The sequence below is a fragment of the Pseudomonas sp. RIT411 genome (assembly GCF_003057735.2).
In the GTDB taxonomy this organism is placed as follows: domain Bacteria; phylum Pseudomonadota; class Gammaproteobacteria; order Pseudomonadales; family Pseudomonadaceae; genus Chryseomonas; species Chryseomonas oryzihabitans.
Window position 1 is genome coordinate 32,075 of the sequence record NZ_QBIZ02000023.1, and the last position, 17,188, is coordinate 49,262.

Sequence of the window (17,188 nt, forward strand, 5' to 3'; positions counted from 1 at the left end):
ACCAGAGGGATTCGGACCCTCGCTGATCTCCGGGTGACGCAGGCCGATTCTGTCGGCCTCTCAAGCAAAAAAGCCGGAGGCCGGCGCGAGCCGACCTCCAGCTTCAGACTGCTTGCAGCAGGTCTGCATCGTATTAACGACGCAGGCCCAGGCGAGCGATCAGTGCGCTGTAACGAGAGGTGTCCTTGGACTTCAGGTAGTCCAGCAGCTTACGACGCTGGTTGACCATGCGGATCAGACCACGACGGCTGTGGTGATCTTTGCCGTTGGCCTTGAAGTGACCTTGCAGCTTGTCGATGTTGGCGGACAGCAGGGCAACCTGCACTTCCGGGGAACCGGTGTCGCCTTCGCTCTGCTTGAACTCGTTTACGATCTGGGCTTTGTCTTCAACGCTCAGTGCCATGATAGGGCTCCTCTGAGGAACAGGCCGGGATGGATCCCGTGCTTAAGGAAAGAGGTGTGACCGTGCCTGCTGACAGCCACCCTCGGTATCGGTCTAGGACCGAATCAGTCTACGGGGAGCAACCTGCCCCTCGTCATCAATCTCGCCGATGCCGATGAAACGACCCTGGTCGTCCTGCACCCGCATCAAGCCGAATTTCGGTGCATTGGCCGCCCGAACGGGCTGACCGTGCAACCAGTAGTAGGCGCTGTGCTGCGTCAACTGCACCAGCGGCCAGTGCTCCAGGCCACTGTCGACCGGCAGCAGGAAGCGATCCAGCGCCTCGGAACCGCCTTCGGCGTGCGCCGCCTCCAGCTCTTCCAGGCTGATGGCCTGCGCCAGGCCAAAGGGGCCGGCCTGGGTGCGGCGCAACTCGGCCACATGGGCACCACAGCCAAGACGGGCGCCGAGGTCTTCGACCAGGGTACGCACATAGGTGCCCTTGCTGCAGGCCACTTCCAGCGTCGCGCGATCTTCCTGCAACGCCAGCAGTTCCAGACGGGCAATAGTAACAGAACGCGCCTCGCGCTCCACTACTTCCCCGGCACGCGCCAGCTTGTACAGCGGCTGACCGTCGCGCTTGAGCGCCGAATACATGGGCGGGATCTGCTCTATCTGGCCGCGGAAGGCCGGCAGTGCCGCCTGGATGGCCGCTTCATCGACCGTGACCGCCCGTCGCTCCAGCACCTCACCCTCGGCATCGCCGGTAGTGGTGGTGACGCCCAGTTGCGCCACGGTGCTGTAGCCCTTGTCGGCATCCAGCAGGTACTGGGAAAACTTGGTGGCCTCGCCGAAGCACAGTGGCAGCACGCCGGTGGCCAGGGGATCCAGGCTACCGGTGTGTCCGGCCTTCTCGGCATTGAGCAGCCAGCGGACCTTTTGCAGGGCGGCGTTGGAGGAGAAGCCGCGCGGCTTGTCCAGCACCAGCACGCCGTGCACCTGGCGGCGAATACGCTTGACCTGGGCCACCCCTATTCCTCCCCTTCGTGGCGACGGTCTTCGGCGACCGCTCGCTCGATCAGGGCCGACAGCTGGGCACCGCGACGGATGCTCTCGTCGTACTGGAAGCTCAGTTGCGGAACGGTGCGCAGCTTCATCGCCCGGCCCAGCTGCTGGCGCAGGAAGCCGGCGGCGTCCTTTAGGATGCCGATGTTCTGCTTGATGGCGTCGGCATCGTCGTCCTTGCCCAGGACGGTGATGTGCACCTTGGCATGGGACAGGTCGCGGGCGACGTCCACGCCGGTGATGGTCACCATGCCCAGTCGCGGATCTTTGATCTCGCGCTGGATCAGCAGTGCCAGTTCACGCTGCATCTGATCACCGATGCGCTGGGTACGGCTGAATTCTTTGGCCATGTCGAAACTCTCGTACGAAAGGCCGCAGACACCAGGCCTGCCAGCCATGAACCTTGGAAACGCGAACGGCAAGTCCGGACCTGGCAGGGTTCTGCCAGGTCCGCGACCTGCCGTCCTGGTGCAGGGTCGTCGTTACAGCGAACGGGCGACCTGAACCTTCTCGAACACCTCGATCTTGTCGCCGACGCGTACGTCGTTGTAGCTCTTCACGCCGATACCGCATTCCATGCCGGCACGGACTTCGGCCACGTCATCCTTGAAGCGACGCAGGGATTCCAGCTCGCCTTCGAAGATGACCACGTCTTCGCGCAGGACGCGGATCGGACGATTGCGGTGCACCATGCCCTCGGTGACCATGCAGCCGGCGACAGCGCCGAACTTGGGCGAACGGAAGACGTCACGCACCTCGGCGATACCCAGGATGTTCTCCCGGACGTCACTGCCCAGCATGCCAGTCAGCGCCTTCTTCACGTCTTCGATGATGTCGTAGATGACGTTGTAGTAGCGCATGTCGAGGCCTTCCTGCTCGACGATCTTCCGCGCCCCGGCATCGGCCCGAACGTTGAAGCCGAACAGCACGGCATTGGAAGCCAGCGCCAGGTTGGCATCGCTCTCGGTGATGCCACCGACGCCACCGCCGACCACCCGCACCTGGACTTCGTCGTTGCCCAGACCGGACAGCGAGCCCTGCAGCGCCTCGAGGGAGCCCCGCACATCGGACTTGAGCACGATGTTGAGGGTCTTCTTCTCGTCCTGGCCCATGTTCTCGAAGATGTTCTCGAGCTTGCCGGCGTGAGCGCGGGCCAGCTTGATCTCGCGGAACTTGCCCTGACGGAACAGCGCCACTTCGCGGGCCTTCTTCTCGTCGGTCAGCACGGTGAGCTCGTCACCGGCATCCGGGGTGCCGTCCAGGCCAAGGATCTCGACCGGGATGGACGGACCGGCTTCCTTGATCGGCTTGCCGTTCTCGTCGAGCATGGCGCGGATGCGGCCGAAGTTGACGCCGACCAGTGCCATGTCGCCCTGACGCAGGGTACCGTTCTGCACCAGCACGGTAGCCACCGGACCACGACCCTTGTCCAGGCGCGATTCGATGACCACGCCGCGGCCGGGTGCTTCCGGGGTAGCGGTCAGTTCCAGGACCTCGGCCTGCAGCAGGATGGCTTCGAGCAATTCGTCCACGCCGGTACCGGCCTTGGCCGAGACGTGTACGAACTGGGTGTCGCCACCCCACTCTTCCGGGATCACCTGACGACCGGCCAGATCGTGCTTGACGCGATCCGGGTCGGCATCGGGCTTGTCGATCTTGTTGACCGCCACGACGATGGGTACACCCGCCGCCTTGGCGTGCTGGATGGCTTCCTCGGTCTGCGGCATGACGCCGTCATCGGCCGCGACGACCAGGATGACGATGTCGGTGGCCTTGGCACCGCGGGCACGCATCGCGGTGAACGCGGCGTGGCCAGGGGTATCCAGGAAGGTCACCATGCCACGCTCGGTTTCCACGTGGTAGGCACCGATGTGCTGGGTGATGCCACCGGCTTCGCCCGACGCGACCTTGGCGCGACGGATGTAGTCCAGCAGCGAGGTCTTGCCGTGGTCGACGTGACCCATGACGGTCACCACCGGCGCGCGGTGCAGGGCCTTGCCGCCCTCGAACTTGAGGGACTCGGCCAGCTGATCTTCCAGCGCGTTCTCGTTGACCAGCTTGACCTTGTGGCCCAGCTCTTCGGCCACCAGCTGCGCCGTCTCGCGGTCGAGCACCTGGTTGATGGTGGCGGGAGACCCCATCTTGAACATGAACTTGATGACTTCGGCGGCCTTCACCGACATCTGCTGAGCAAGCTCAGAGACGGTGATGGTCTCGCCTAGATTGACTTCGCGCACTACAGGTCCTGTCGGGCTCTGGAACCCGTGTTGGTTTCGCTTCTTGAGTCGCGACTTGCCACCGCGACCACCGCGCCGGCCAAAGCCTTCTTCCTCGTCGTCGCCACTGCGCACGGTACGGGGAGCTGCGACCTTGTCCTTGATCGACGGGCGATGTTGGGCGTTCTTGCGCTCGCGACGCTCGTCTTCGTCGCGCTTGCTGCTCGGCGCAGGATGCACGGGACGACGCGGCTCTTCGCGCTTGCGCTCGCCGGCCGGATCCGCCTTCTTGGCCTCGGCGGCAGGTTCGGCAGCGGGCTGCTGCTCGGCCACCACGGCCGGGGCTTCCGGCGCGGCCGGTGTTGCAGCCTCGGCGGCGACCGCCTGCTGCTGCGCGGCCTGGGCAGCGGCTTCGGCCTGCTGCTGGGCAGCCGCCTCGGCGGCGCGCTGAGCTTCTTCCTCGGCACGTGCCTGGGCCGCAGCCTCGTCGGCCGCGCGCTGGGCTTCCTGCTCGCGGCGCTGTTCGGCCTCGAGTTCAGCGGTACTGCGCTTGACGAAGGTCTTCTTCTTGCGCACTTCGACGCTGACTGTCTTGCTGCCGGCCACTTTCAGCGTGGTCTGGGTCTTGCGCTGCAGGGTGATCTTGCTCGGCTCGTCGAGCTGCGCCGTCCCCTTGAGATGCGTCAGCAGGGCCTGCTTCTCCGCATCGCTCACCAGCTGCTCAGCACTGCTGTGCGTCAGACCTGCCTCGCGCATCTGCTGTAGCAGACGTTCCACCGGCGTATTGACCGTTTGGGCCAGTTCTTTCACCGTGACTTGCGTCATGCACTTCTCTCCTCAGACTGCGCCGCTTACTCGAACCAATGGGCACGGGCAGCCATGATCAGCTTGCCGGCACGCTCTTCGGTCATGCCGTTGATGTCGAGCAGGTCGTCGATCGACTGCTCGGCGAGCTCTTCGCGATTCACCACGCCACGCTGGGCCAGCGCGCTGGCGAGCTGGGGGTCCATGCCGTCGAGGGTCAGCAGATCTTCGCTGGGGCTCTTCTGTTCTTCGGTCGCGATGGCCCGGGTCAGCAGGCGATCCTTGGCCCGGGTACGCAGCTCGTTGACGATGTCTTCGTCGAAGCCATCGATGTTGAGCATCTCTTCCATGGGCACGTAGGCCACTTCCTCGAGGGAGGTGAAGCCTTCTTCCACCAGCACCTGCGCCAGCTCCTCGTCGACATCCAGCTCGTCGATGAAGCGCTGGATGATGTCGCCGGTCTCGGCCTGCTGCTTGGCGTTGATGTCCGCCTCGGTCATCACGTTGAGCGTCCAGCCGGTCAGCTGACTGGCCAGGCGCACGTTCTGACCGCCACGGCCAATGGCCTGGGCCAGGTTGTCCTCGGCGACGGCGATGTCCATGGTACGGCTGTCTTCGTCGACGATGATCGAGGCGACTTCGGCCGGGGCCATGGCGTTGATGACGAACTGCGCCGGGTTGTCGTCCCAGAGGACGATGTCGACCCGCTCGCCACCCAGCTCACCGGATACCGCCTGGACGCGCGAACCGCGCATGCCGATGCAGGCACCCTGGGGATCGATGCGCTTGTCCTTGGAACGGACGGCGATCTTGGCGCGCGAACCCGGATCCCGGGCGGCGGCCATGACATCGATCAGCTGCTCGGAAATTTCCGGCACCTCGATGCGGAACAGCTCGATCAGCATCTGCGGATCGGTACGCGACAGCATCAGCTGCGGACCGCGGTTCTCCGTGCGGATTTCCTTGAGCAGGGCACGCAGACGCACGCCCATGCGGAAGGTCTCGCGGGGAATGATGTGCTCGCGCGGCAGCAGCGCCTCGGCATTGTTGCCCAGGTCGACGATCACGCTGTCACGGGTGACCTTCTTGACGGTACCGGAGATGATCTCGCCGACCTTCTCGCGATAGGCGTCCACCACCTGAGCCCGCTCGGCCTCGCGCACCTTCTGCACGATCACCTGCTTGGCGGTCTGGGCGGCGATCCGACCGAATTCGATGGACTCGATCTTTTCTTCGATCACTTCACCGGCCTTGACGCCAGGATGCTCTTCCTGGGCGTCTTCCACCGTCAGATGCGAATCGGGCAGCTGATAGTCTTCGTCTTCCACCACGGTCCAGCGACGGAAGGTTTCGTAGCTGCCGTTGTGTCGGTTGATCGACACCCGCAGATCCACATCTTCTTCGTAGCGCTTCTTGGTAGCCGTGGCGAGAGCCAACTCCAGTGCCTCGAAGATGACGCCGGGTGGAACACCCTTCTCGTTCGAAACAGATTCCACTACCAGCAGAACTTCTTTGCTCATCTTACGCCTCGTATTCGCAATCCTTGGGATCCGCGGTCTCGCGCTCAAATCACTCGAAACGGGGAACGACGTTGGCCTTGTCGATCATCTCGATGGGCAGCAGATACTCATGCTCGTCCACCTGCACCACGACGTCCTGGTCTTCCACACCGCGCAGCAAACCCTGGAAATTACGTCGCCCTTCGAAGGGCGACCGAAGTTTGACCTTGACCTGTTCACCGGCGTGGGCAGCGAATTGCTCCAGCGTGAACAGCGGTCTATCCATACCGGGGGAAGACACCTCGAGGGTGTATTCATTGGTGATGGGATCTTCCACATCGAGTACGCCACTTACCTGGCGACTGACGGCCTCGCAATCTTCGACGAGAATGCCGTTGGGATGATCGATATAGACACGCAGTAGCGAATGCCGCCCTTGGGAGATGTACTCGACACCCCAGCAGACATAGCCAAGCGCCTCGACGACGGGGGCCAGCAAGGCCTGCAACTGTTCTAGCTTGCTCGACACCTGGTTGCCTCGCGTTTTTTGAGAATAAAAAATGGGCATTACGCCCATCCCTAAGAGGTCTGCGCAAGAAAGCGCGACCCGAACTGTCCAGCCAACAAAAAGCCCCTATAAAGGGGCTTTAAAAAACTGGTTGCGGGGGCTGGATTTGAACCAACGACCTTCGGGTTATGAGCCCGACGAGCTACCAGACTGCTCCACCCCGCGTCAAAGCTGGAGCGAGATTATATTCAACTGAACTCTAGGAGTCAACCTACTCTCTCGCCGCGTCCTGCAGGACGTCTTTGCTATTTGGTGCCGAAGATGGGACTCGAACCCATACAGCCTGTGGCCACTACCCCCTCAAGATAGCGTGTCTACCAATTCCACCACTTCGGCATGAAACCTTTGAAACCTACTTGGACTCCTGGGGCACGTCCCCGGAAGTACCACCCTGGGCAGCGCTAGGCTGACTCAGGGGAACATCGTTACCATCCTGCTTCGGCTGAGGAGCCTGCTGGACCGGCTGAGTGGGCAGACCCACTTCGCGCAGACTCAGCGCATGGTTCTTGGCGAAGTACGCCAGACCCAGGCTAGTCGCGAAAAAAACCGCGGCTAGTATAGCAGTAAAGCGACTCAGAAAGGTAGCAGAACCTTGGCTACCGAATACGGTACCCGAGGCGCCCGCACCAAAGGATGCACCGGCTTCGGCACCCTTGCCCTGCTGCATCAATACCAGCACGATCAGGCCAAGCGCCATCAGCAAGTGGATCACGACAACTGCAGTTTCCAACATTATCCACGTCCTGCAGCGCGGCAAATCGCACTGAACTCTTCAGCATTCAGGGAGGCTCCACCTACCAGCCCCCCATCGATATCCGGCATGCCGAACAATTCGGCAGCGTTGGCGGCCTTGACACTGCCGCCATACAACAACTGAAGGCCTTCAGCGACCCCAGCATCGGCCTCGCGCACCAGGGCGCGAATCGCCGCATGAACCTCTTGCGCCTGCTCCGGCGTCGCCGTGAGCCCCGTACCTATCGCCCAGACCGGCTCGTAGGCCACGACGGCATTGGCGAACGCTGCCACTCCAACCGCATCGATGACCGCCTTCAGCTGGCCACCCACCACGTCCAGAGTGCGCTCGGCCTCCCGCTCTTCACGGGTTTCGCCGACGCAGAGCACGGGAATCATCCCGCCCTCCTGAATGGCCGCGAATTTCTTCGCCACCACCACATCATCCTCGCCCAGCAGCGCACGTCGCTCGGAGTGCCCCACCAGTACGTAGCGGCAACCGAATTCTGCCAACTGGGTCGAGGACACCTCGCCAGTCAGAGCCTTCTCGCCCGCGACGGGAGCACAGGTCTGAGCTCCCACCATCAGCGACGTTTCCGCCAACGCTTCAGCCACCCCTGACAGATGCACCAATGTCGGAATCACCACGATATCGACACCCGCTGCGCCATCCAACCCTTTCAAGCCTGCGACCAGCGCCGACACGCCTTGCAGCGAGCCATGCATTTTCCAGTTACCGGCAACCAGGGAACGACGCATGCGTTTTACCTCAGGGAGCGAAGTGGGCGCAGATGTTACTCAATCGAAAACAGGCATGCAAGCAAATCAAGCACATACCTCGGTTATCAACTGAGCGAGGGCTTCCGCATGGGCCCGCACCTCTCGTTCGTTCTCGCCCTCGACCATGACCCGCAACAGCGGCTCGGTCCCGGATTTGCGCAGCAGCACCCGTCCCTTGCCGGCCATCTTCTCGGTCACCTCGGCACTGGCCTGCTTGACCCGTGGATGCTCCAGGGGATCCTGGCCGCCACCGAATCTCACGTTGATCAGCACCTGCGGGCACTTGCGCAGCGCCATGCGCGCCTGGGCCAGGGTCTGGCCGGCATTGCGCAGGGCGATCAGCACCTGCAGCGCGGCGATGGTGGCGTCTCCGGTGGTGGTGTACTGGCAGCAGACCACGTGCCCGGAATTCTCGCCCCCCAGCACCCAGTTGCGCTCCAGCAGTTCGGCCATCACATAGCGATCCCCGACCTTGGCGCGCACGAAGGGAATATCCAGCTCGGCCAGGCCCAGCTCGAGTCCGAGATTGCTCATCAGGGTACCTACCACCCCACCCTCGAGGCGGCCGCGGCGCTTGAGGTCGCGAGCGATCAGATAGAGGAGCTCGTCGCCATCTACCGCCGCCCCGGTGTGATCCACCATCAGCACCCGGTCGCCGTCGCCATCGAAGGCGATGCCAATGTCGGCATGCTGGTCGAGCACTGCCTGCTGCAGCCCTTCCAGGTGAGTGGAGCCGCAATCCTTGTTGATGTTGAGCCCGTCCGGCTGCACGCCCAGCACGCTGACGTCCGCCCCCAGTTCGCGGAAGACGCTGGGCGCGATCTTGTAGGTAGCGCCATTGGCGCAATCCAGCACGATCTTCATGCCGGCGAAGCTGGTCCCGGTGGGCACGCTGCTCTTGCAGAACTCAATGTAGCGCCCGGCGGCATCATTGATGCGCGAGACCTTGCCGATACGCGCCGAGTCGACCACGGTCATGGGTGTATCGAGCAGTTCCTCGATCATGGTCTCGAGTTCATCGGGCAGCTTGGTGCCGGCGCCGGAAAAGAACTTGATGCCATTGTCGTAATAGGGATTGTGCGACGCACTGATGACGATGCCGGCGCTGGCCTGGAAGGTCCGCGTCAGGTAGGCGATCCCCGGCGTGGGCATGGGACCGAGCAGCATGACGTCGGCGCCGGCGGCGGACAGCCCGGCTTCCAGTGCCGATTCGAACATGTAGCCCGAGTTGCGGGTGTCCTTGCCGACCAGCACCCGGCAACCACCGCGGCTGCGAAAGGCGATACCGGCCGCCCAGCCCAGCTTGAGCATGAAATCCGGGGTGATGGGATACGTCCCGACCTTGCCGCGAATGCCATCGGTTCCAAAATACTTTCTTGCCATCAGTTCTGTTCCTGCCTGAAGCCTTCGACTGCGGTGATCATCTTCACCACGTCCACCGTTTCCGCCACATCATGGACCCTGAGGATCTGCGCGCCCTTGGCCAGTGCCAGCGCCGCCAGGGCCAGACCGCCCGCCAGACGACCTTCCACGGGCCGCCCGGTGACCGCGCCGATCATGCTCTTGCGCGAGACACCCACCAGCAAGGGTAGCCCAAACGCGAGCAACTCGGCCTGTCGCCTGAACAGTTCGAGGTTGTGCTCGAGGGTCTTGGCGAAGCCATAGCCTGGATCCAGCACCAGCCGCTGACGGGAGATGCCGACCGCTTCGCAGCGGGCCACCTGCTCGGCGAGAAAGGCGCCTACCTCGCCTGCGACATCAGCATAGACGGGCGCCTGCTGCATGGTGCCGGGCTCGCCGCGCATGTGCATCAGGCAGATCGCCAGATCGGTCGCGGCCGCCGTCTCGAGGGCGCCGGGCCGACGCAGCGAGCGCACGTCATTGATCAGACCGGCACCCGCCCTGGCGCCTTCGCGCATGACCGCGGGCGTGGAGGTATCCATGGAAATCACGACATCGAGCTCGCGGGCGATCGCCTCGATCACCGGCACGACCCGATCGAGTTCTTCCGCTTCGGATACCGCGGGCGCCCCCGGGCGCGTGGACTCGCCCCCGACATCGATGATGGCCGCACCCGCCGCCACCATCCCCTCGGCATGGCGCAGGGCGCTCTCGACCGCCGTATAGCGACCACCATCGGAAAAGGAGTCGGGAGTGACGTTGAGGATGCCCATGACTTTGGGCGCGTCAAAAACAAGAACCCGATTGCCGCAAGGCAATCGGGTCGAAGGAAGCGGATTGAACATGGGTGTTTCAGTGTTCTCCGGCCGGACCACCGATGGGGGTTTCCGGACGATCGCTACCACTCTGCGGCGCCGGAGCGTCACCGGTAGGACCGCCACGGTCATGCCAATCACGCGGCTCACGCGGGACCTTGCCGGCCATGATGTCGTCGATCTGATCAGAATCGATGGTCTCGTACTTCATCAGGGCATCGGCCATGAGTTCGAGCTTGTCGCGGTTCTCGTCCAGCAGACGCTTGGCCGTGCCATAGCAGTCGTCGATGATCCGGCGAATTTCCAGGTCGATCTGCTTGGCGGTCTCGCCCGACATATTGCCGGCGCCGCCACCACCCGAACGACCCAGATAGCCTTCATTCTCTTCCTCGCCATACAGCAGCGGGCCGAGTTTCTCGGACAGGCCCCACTTGGTGACCATGTTCCGCGCCAGAGAGGTCGCGCGCATGATGTCGTTGGAGGCACCGGTGGTCACCCCCTCGAAGCCCAGGGTCATTTCCTCGGCGATACGGCCGCCGAACAGCGAGCAGATCTGGCTTTCCAGCGCACGCTTGGACAGGCTGTAGCGATCCTCCTCGGGGAGGAACATGGTCACGCCCAGAGCGCGACCACGGGGAATGATGGAGACCTTGTAGACCGGATCGTGCTCCGGCACCAGGCGACCGACGATGGCGTGACCCGCTTCGTGGTAGGCGGTGTTGCGCTTCTCCTTCTCGGACATGACCATGGTCTTGCGCTCAGCGCCCATCATGATCTTGTCCTTGGCCAGCTCGAACTCGCGCATGTCGACGATGCGCTTGTTGGCACGGGCGGCGAACAGCGAAGCCTCGTTGACCAGGTTGGCCAGATCGGCACCGGAGAAACCCGGGGTACCGCGGGCGATGACGCCGGCGTCCACGCGCTCGCCGACCGGCACCTTGCGCATGTGCACCTTGAGGATCTGTTCGCGACCGCGGATGTCCGGGAGACCGACCACCACCTGGCGATCGAAGCGGCCGGGACGCAGCAGGGCCGGGTCGAGCACATCAGGACGGTTGGTAGCAGCGATGACGATGATGCCATCGTTCATCTCGAAGCCATCCATCTCGACCAGCAGCTGGTTCAGGGTCTGCTCGCGCTCGTCGTGACCACCGCCCATGCCGTTGCCACGGTGGCGACCGACCGCATCGATCTCGTCGATGAAGATGATGCAGGGCGCGTGCTTCTTGGCCTGGTCGAACATGTCACGTACGCGGCTGGCACCGACACCGACGAACATTTCGACGAAGTCCGAACCGGAAATGGTGAAGAACGGCACCTTGGCCTCACCGGCCACGGCCTTGGCCAGCAGCGTCTTGCCGGTACCCGGCGAGCCGACCATCAGCACGCCACGGGGAATACGACCACCCAGGCGTTGGAACTTGCCTGGATCACGGAGGAATTCGACCAGCTCGGTGACTTCTTCCTTGGCTTCGTCGCAACCGGCGACATCGGCGAAGGTGGTCTTGACCTGGTCTTCCGACAGCAGTCGCGCCTTGCTCTTGCCAAAGCTCATGGGACCGCCGCGACCGCCGGCGCCTCCCTGCATCTGGCGCATGAAGAACATGAAGACGGCGATGATCACCAGGATCGGGAAGCTGGCCACCAGCAACTGAGTCCAGATGCTCTGCTGCTCGGGCTGCTTGCCGGTGATGGTGACGCTATTGTTGACCAAGTCGCCGATCAGGCCATTGTCCTGGATCGCCGGACGGATGGTCTTGAAAGGATCGCCATCACGATGCTTGCCGGTGATGACATAGCCATCCACGGTCACGCTCTCGATCTGCCCGTCCTTCACCTGCTGGATGAAGTCGGAGTAGTTGAGCGTCTGAGGTTCGTTGGGGCTGGAGAAGTTGTTCATCACGGTGACGAGCACCGCGGCGATGATCAGCCACAGGATCAGATTCTTTGCCATGTCGTTCAATTGACTACCCTCTGCGCCGGTTTCGTGGGTAAACCGTTCGAAGCGAAACCGGCAGTGACCGGTAAGTTACTACACAAAGCCTGGCCCACGGCAGACATCGTCTGTAACGCTATATGAGTCTTCTACCTTTGACTCTAGGGCAAGGCAGACGTTGCGGCCATCAATTCTCTCAATTGCCCCTAAAACCGCGACCCAATAGATATTGCTGGCGCGATCTGGTCCCGCGACGCGGAAGGCGGCGCCAGAGCCCTGCTCGAAGGACTCACGCCATCTTCGTCCCGCAGGCCCCTGGATCGATCCATCGCACTCAGCTCGCTCATATGGGGGCCCAGTGGAAAATAACAAGGCCTGCCGACGCTCGCGCCGAGACCTTCCTGGCGCACCGACTTGACCGAAGGGTCGTCGCGGTGTTCCTTGAGCCGACACCGCAGGCGTTGCCGGGCGCGCGGGCAAGCCTGGCGCGCTGGTAAGTTTTCGCGTATCGCTGGGCGGCACGTGGCAGCTGGGATAAACTGTCCGGCTTTTATCCGGGGTGAATTATGGCGCTCAACAACGAGCTTAAAAAGCGGTTCAAGGCGATCGGTCATCAACTCAAGCCGGTGGTCACCATCAGCGAGAACGGCCTGAGCGAAGGCGTGCTGGGCGAACTCGACCGCGCGCTCAACGATCATGAACTGATCAAGATCAAGCTGGCCGTCACGGAGCGGGAAGACCGCCGGGCCCTGATCGACGAGCTGTGCGCGTCGAGCAAGGCGGAGCTGGTACAGGTCATCGGCAAGATGGCGCTGATCTACCGCAAGGCGCGCGAGCAGAATCGCAATCTCTCCAACGTGGTGCGCTATACCGTCTGATTGCCCGGCGCACGCCCGGGAACGGGCTGCAGCACCAGGATCAGACCGCAGAGCAGCAGGACCAGGTAGCCGGCCAGGGCGGTCGGCCCGGTCCAGAAGCGCGCCAGTTCGTTCTGCAGCAGCACAGCCAGGGCACTGGCGAGCAGCAGCTGGCCGCGCAGATCGCGCCACAGGGCGCCCACGCCGGCCCACCACACCAGCACCACGATCTGGGTAAAGACCCCACCGCCTGCGGCGCTGAGCATCATGCGCAGCAACTCTTCACGCCCGGACTGGATCAGCAGCGGTGCCCAGCCCGCCTGGGCGAGCGCCACGGGGATGCACAGGTGCAGGGCGACCAGCGGGCCGACCCAGAACACCTGGGCCAGCTGCCAGGCTGCTGCGAGCAGCCTGGCGAGCCAGCCTCCGGCGCGACGATCAGACGTGACGGACGGCGACAATTTCGTATTCGACATCGCCACCCGGGGTCTTCACCAGCACCACGTCCCCCTCTTCCTTGCCGATCAGGGCGCGGGCGATGGGCGAACCCACCGACAGCTTGCCCTGCTTGATGTCCGCCTCGTCGTCACCGACGATCTGGTAGGTCACGGTCTCGTCGGTCTCGGTATTGGCGATCTCCACTGTGGTACCGAAGATCACCTTGCCGGTGTGCGGCAGGGCGGTCACGTCGATTACCTGGGCGTTCTGCAGGCGCCCTTCGATATCGCGGATCCGCGCCTCGACCATGCCCTGCTGTTCGCGGGCGGCGTGGTACTCGGCGTTCTCCTTGAGGTCACCCAGCTCACGCGCTTCGGCGATGGCCTGGGTGATCTGCGGGCGCAGCTCGGTCTTGAGGTGCTTGAGCTCGTCTTCCAGGGCACGGGCGCCCTGGACGGTCATGGGGTACTTGGTCATGCCTTAACTCCTGCATGCAGATCTTGCAGCCGGCGCACGGTCTTCTCGGCGCCGAATTTCAAAGCTTCGCAAATGGCCTGGCCGCCGGCAATGGTGGTGGTGCAGCACAGCTTGTGCTGCAGCGCGTTGCGGCGGATCGAGTAGGAATCGGCGATGGACTGCCGGCCTTCGGTGGTGTTGATGATCAGAGTGACCTCGTCGTTCTTGATCATGTCGACCACATGGGGACGGCCTTCGGTCACCTTGTTCACGCGACGCACCGGCAGACCGGCCGCCTCGATCACCCGCGCGGTACCGGCGGTGGCGACGACCTCGAAGCCCAGACCGACCAGATCGCGGGCGACCTGCACGGCTTCGGGCTTGTCGTCGTCACGCACGCTGATGAAGGCGCAACCGGAGTTCGGCAGGATCTCGTTGGCACCCAGCTGGGCCTTGGCGAAGGCTTCGCCGAAGCTGTCGCCGACACCCATCACCTCGCCGGTGGACTTCATCTCCGGGCCGAGGATGGGGTCGACGCCGGGGAACTTGTTGAAGGGGAAGACCGCTTCCTTGACGCTGAAGAACGGCGGGATGATCTCCTGGGTGAAGCCCACCTCGGCCAGGGTCTTGCCGGCCATGACCCGGGCGGCCACCTTGGCCAGGGACTCGCCGATGCACTTGGAGACGAAGGGCACGGTACGGGAGGCGCGCGGGTTGACCTCGATGACGTAGATGTCTTCGCCCTGCACGGCCATCTGCACGTTCATCAGACCGATCACGCCGAGCTCCAGGGCCATCTTCTTGACCTGCTCGCGGATCTCGTCCTGGATGTGCTTGGGCAGCGAATAGGGCGGCAGCGAGCAGGCGGAGTCACCGGAGTGCACGCCGGCCTGTTCGATGTGCTGCATGATGGCGCCGATCACCACGGTCTGGCCGTCGCATACCGCATCCACGTCCACCTCGATGGCGCAGTTGAGGAAGTGGTCGAGCAGCACGGGGCTGTCGTTGGACACCTTCACCGCTTCGCGCATGTAGCGCTTGAGTTCTTCTTCCTGGTAGACGATCTCCATCGCCCGGCCGCCCAGCACGTAGGAGGGACGGACCACCATCGGATAGCCGATGTTCTTGGACAGGGCCAGAGCCTCGTCTTCGCTGCGCGCGGTGGCGTTGGCCGGCTGACGCAGGTTCAGGCGCTGCACCATCTGCTGGAAGCGTTCGCGGTCTTCGGCGCGGTCGATGGCGTCGGGGCTGGTGCCGATGATGGGCACACCGGCCTCTTCCAGGGCACGGCAGAGCTTGAGCGGGGTCTGGCCGCCGTACTGGACGATGACGCCCTTGGGCTGCTCGACGCGGACGATCTCCAGTACGTCTTCCAGGGTCACCGGCTCGAAGAACAGGCGGTCGGAGGTGTCGTAGTCGGTGGAGACGGTTTCCGGGTTGCAGTTGACCATGATGGTCTCGTAGCCATCTTCACGCATGGCCAGGGCCGCGTGCACGCAGCAGTAGTCGAACTCGATGCCCTGGCCGATCCGGTTGGGACCGCCACCGAGGATCATGATCTTGTCGCGACCGCTGGGCTTGGCCTCGCACTCTTCCTCGTAGGTGGAGTAGAGGTAGGCGGTATCGGTGGCGAACTCGGCGGCACAGGTGTCCACCCGCTTGTACACCGGCAGCACCTTGAGCTTGTGGCGATGGGCCCGCAGGTTCTTCTCGGTGACGCCGAGCAGCTTGGCCAGGCGCGCATCGGAGAAGCCCTTGCGCTTGAGCTTGCGCATCAGCTCGTAGTCGAGGTCGGCCAGACCCAGGGTCTTGATGCGCTCCTCGTCCTTGATCAGGTCTTCGATCTGCACCAGGAACCAGGGATCGATGCGGGTCAGCTCGAAGACCTTGTCCAGGCTGTAGCCCTGGCGGAAGGCGTCGCCGATGTACCAGATGCGATCGGCGCCCGGCACGGTCAGCTCGCGCTTGAGGGTGCCGTCGGCTTCGGGATCGGCCGGATCCAGCTTGGGATCGAAGCCGACCACGCCGACTTCCAGGCCACGCAGGGCTTTCTGCAGGGATTCCTGGAAGGTACGGCCGATGGACATGACCTCGCCCACGGATTTCATCTGGGTGGTCAGACGGGCATCGGCCTTGGGGAATTTCTCGAAGGCGAAGCGCGGGATCTTGGTGACCACGTAGTCGATGGCCGGCTCGAAGGACGCCGGGGTACGACCGCCGGTGATGTCGTTCTGCAGCTCGTCCAGGGTATAGCCGACCGCCAGCTTGGCGGCGATCTTGGCGATGGGGAAGCCGGTGGCCTTGGAGGCCAGTGCCGAGGAACGCGATACCCGCGGGTTCATCTCGATCACTACCATGCGCCCGGTGTTGGGGCAGATGCCGAACTGGACGTTGGAGCCGCCGGTCTCGACCCCGATCTCGCGCAGCACCGCCAGGGAGGCGTTGCGCATGATCTGGTATTCCTTGTCGGTCAGCGTCTGGGCCGGAGCCACGGTGATGGAGTCACCGGTGTGCACGCCCATGGGATCGAAGTTCTCGATGGAGCAGACGATGATGCAGTTGTCCTTCTTGTCGCGGACCACCTCCATCTCGTATTCCTTCCAGCCGATCAGGGATTCGTCGATCAGCAGTTCGTTGGTCGGCGACAGATCCAGACCACGGGTGCAGATTTCCTCGAATTCCTCGCGGTTGTAGGCGATGCCGCCACCGGTGCCGCCCATGGTGAAGCTCGGCCGGATGATGCAGGGGAAGCCGACCTTCTCCAGCACGCCGTAGGCTTCTTCCATGCTGTGGGCGATACCCGAGACCGGGCAGGCGAGGCCAATGTCCTTCATGGCCTTGTCGAAGCGCGAACGATCCTCGGCCTTGTCGATGGTGTCGGCGTTGGCGCCGATCATCTCGACACCGAATTTCGCCAGCACGCCATGCCGCTCCAGATCCAGGGCGCAGTTAAGCGCGGTCTGGCCGCCCATGGTCGGCAGCAGGGCGTCGGGGCGCTCCTTCTCGATGATCTTGGCCACGGTGGCCCACTTGATCGGCTCGATGTAGGTGGCGTCGGCCATCGACGGGTCGGTCATGATGGTGGCCGGATTGGAGTTCACCAGGATGACGCGGAAGCCTTCCTCGCGCAGGGCCTTGCAGGCCTGGGCGCCGGAATAGTCGAACTCGCAGGCCTGGCCGATGACGATGGGGCCGGCCCCGAGGATCAGGATGCTCTTGATGTCTGTACGCTTAGGCAT

General features: G+C 63.4%; 15 protein-coding genes and 2 tRNA genes. 1 reads left to right on the plus strand and 16 read right to left on the minus strand.

Annotation, left to right across the window (positions count from 1 at the left end; all coding sequences use genetic code 11):
* Nucleotides 1-133: 133 nt before the first annotated feature.
* From rpsO to ftsH, 13 genes are all read right to left on the minus strand, one after another.
* The gene (rpsO, locus tag DBY63_RS22230; protein ID WP_007162645.1) at nucleotides 134-403 is read right to left on the minus strand and encodes a 30S ribosomal protein S15; all 270 of its coding nucleotides are present in this window, start codon (nucleotides 401-403) and stop codon (nucleotides 134-136) included.
* A 93-nt stretch (nucleotides 404-496) separates the two neighbouring features.
* A complete protein-coding gene (gene truB, locus DBY63_RS22235; RefSeq protein WP_044342779.1) occupies nucleotides 497-1,411 on the minus strand; it encodes a tRNA pseudouridine(55) synthase TruB in 915 nt (304 codons plus the stop codon).
* Nucleotides 1,412-1,413: 2 nt separating this feature from the next.
* Entirely contained in the window at nucleotides 1,414-1,797 is a 384-nt protein-coding gene (gene rbfA, locus DBY63_RS22240) for a 30S ribosome-binding factor RbfA (protein ID WP_007162647.1), read from the minus strand.
* Between the two features lie 132 nt (nucleotides 1,798-1,929).
* Nucleotides 1,930-4,488, minus strand: a complete 2,559-nt coding sequence (infB, locus tag DBY63_RS22245; protein WP_108582848.1) for a translation initiation factor IF-2 — start codon at nucleotides 4,486-4,488, stop codon at nucleotides 1,930-1,932.
* Between the two features lie 26 nt (nucleotides 4,489-4,514).
* Nucleotides 4,515-5,987 (minus strand): transcription termination factor NusA, encoded by a 1,473-nt coding sequence (gene nusA, locus DBY63_RS22250; RefSeq protein ID WP_007162649.1) that lies wholly within the window; start codon nucleotides 5,985-5,987, stop codon nucleotides 4,515-4,517.
* A 49-nt stretch (nucleotides 5,988-6,036) separates the two neighbouring features.
* The gene (gene rimP / locus DBY63_RS22255; protein ID WP_007162650.1) at nucleotides 6,037-6,495 is read right to left on the minus strand and encodes a ribosome maturation factor RimP; all 459 of its coding nucleotides are present in this window, start codon (nucleotides 6,493-6,495) and stop codon (nucleotides 6,037-6,039) included.
* A gap of 127 nt (nucleotides 6,496-6,622) precedes the next feature.
* A tRNA-Met gene (locus DBY63_RS22260) sits at nucleotides 6,623-6,699 on the minus strand.
* Nucleotides 6,700-6,784: 85 nt separating this feature from the next.
* Nucleotides 6,785-6,870, minus strand: a tRNA-Leu gene (locus DBY63_RS22265).
* A gap of 16 nt (nucleotides 6,871-6,886) precedes the next feature.
* Nucleotides 6,887-7,267 carry a preprotein translocase subunit SecG gene (gene secG / locus DBY63_RS22270; protein WP_027601368.1) on the minus strand — a complete coding sequence of 127 codons (381 nt, stop codon included), beginning with the start codon at nucleotides 7,265-7,267 and terminating at the stop codon, nucleotides 6,887-6,889.
* A complete protein-coding gene (gene tpiA / locus DBY63_RS22275; RefSeq protein ID WP_108582849.1) occupies nucleotides 7,267-8,025 on the minus strand; it encodes a triose-phosphate isomerase in 759 nt (252 codons plus the stop codon). The genes secG and tpiA overlap by 1 nt, the downstream gene beginning before the upstream one ends.
* A gap of 66 nt (nucleotides 8,026-8,091) precedes the next feature.
* Complete coding sequence (gene glmM, locus DBY63_RS22280) at nucleotides 8,092-9,429, minus strand: phosphoglucosamine mutase (protein ID WP_007162653.1); 1,338 nt, start codon at nucleotides 9,427-9,429, stop codon at nucleotides 8,092-8,094.
* The gene (gene folP, locus DBY63_RS22285) at nucleotides 9,429-10,292 is read right to left on the minus strand and encodes a dihydropteroate synthase (protein WP_108582850.1); all 864 of its coding nucleotides are present in this window, start codon (nucleotides 10,290-10,292) and stop codon (nucleotides 9,429-9,431) included. Before folP ends, glmM begins: the two co-directional genes overlap by 1 nt.
* A 7-nt stretch (nucleotides 10,293-10,299) precedes the next feature.
* Nucleotides 10,300-12,216 carry an ATP-dependent zinc metalloprotease FtsH gene (gene ftsH, locus DBY63_RS22290; protein ID WP_027599119.1) on the minus strand — a complete coding sequence of 639 codons (1,917 nt, stop codon included), beginning with the start codon at nucleotides 12,214-12,216 and terminating at the stop codon, nucleotides 10,300-10,302.
* 548 nt (nucleotides 12,217-12,764) lie between these two features.
* On the opposite strand from ftsH, the gene yhbY reads away from it, so the two are divergent.
* Nucleotides 12,765-13,076, plus strand: coding sequence for a ribosome assembly RNA-binding protein YhbY (gene yhbY, locus DBY63_RS22295; RefSeq protein WP_017640628.1), 312 nt, complete (start codon nucleotides 12,765-12,767; stop codon nucleotides 13,074-13,076).
* Here the strand turns inward: yhbY and DBY63_RS22300 are convergent.
* The 3 genes from DBY63_RS22300 to carB are packed head-to-tail and all read right to left on the minus strand — an operon-like array spanning nucleotide 13,064 to nucleotide 17,188.
* The gene (locus tag DBY63_RS22300) at nucleotides 13,064-13,516 is read right to left on the minus strand and encodes a hypothetical protein (protein ID WP_108582851.1); all 453 of its coding nucleotides are present in this window, start codon (nucleotides 13,514-13,516) and stop codon (nucleotides 13,064-13,066) included. The two genes, yhbY and DBY63_RS22300, sit on opposite strands and share 13 nt — an antisense overlap.
* Entirely contained in the window at nucleotides 13,494-13,970 is a 477-nt protein-coding gene (gene greA, locus DBY63_RS22305; protein WP_007162658.1) for a transcription elongation factor GreA, read from the minus strand. The genes DBY63_RS22300 and greA overlap by 23 nt, the downstream gene beginning before the upstream one ends.
* Entirely contained in the window at nucleotides 13,967-17,188 is a 3,222-nt protein-coding gene (gene carB / locus DBY63_RS22310; protein WP_108582852.1) for a carbamoyl-phosphate synthase large subunit, read from the minus strand. The genes greA and carB overlap by 4 nt, the downstream gene beginning before the upstream one ends.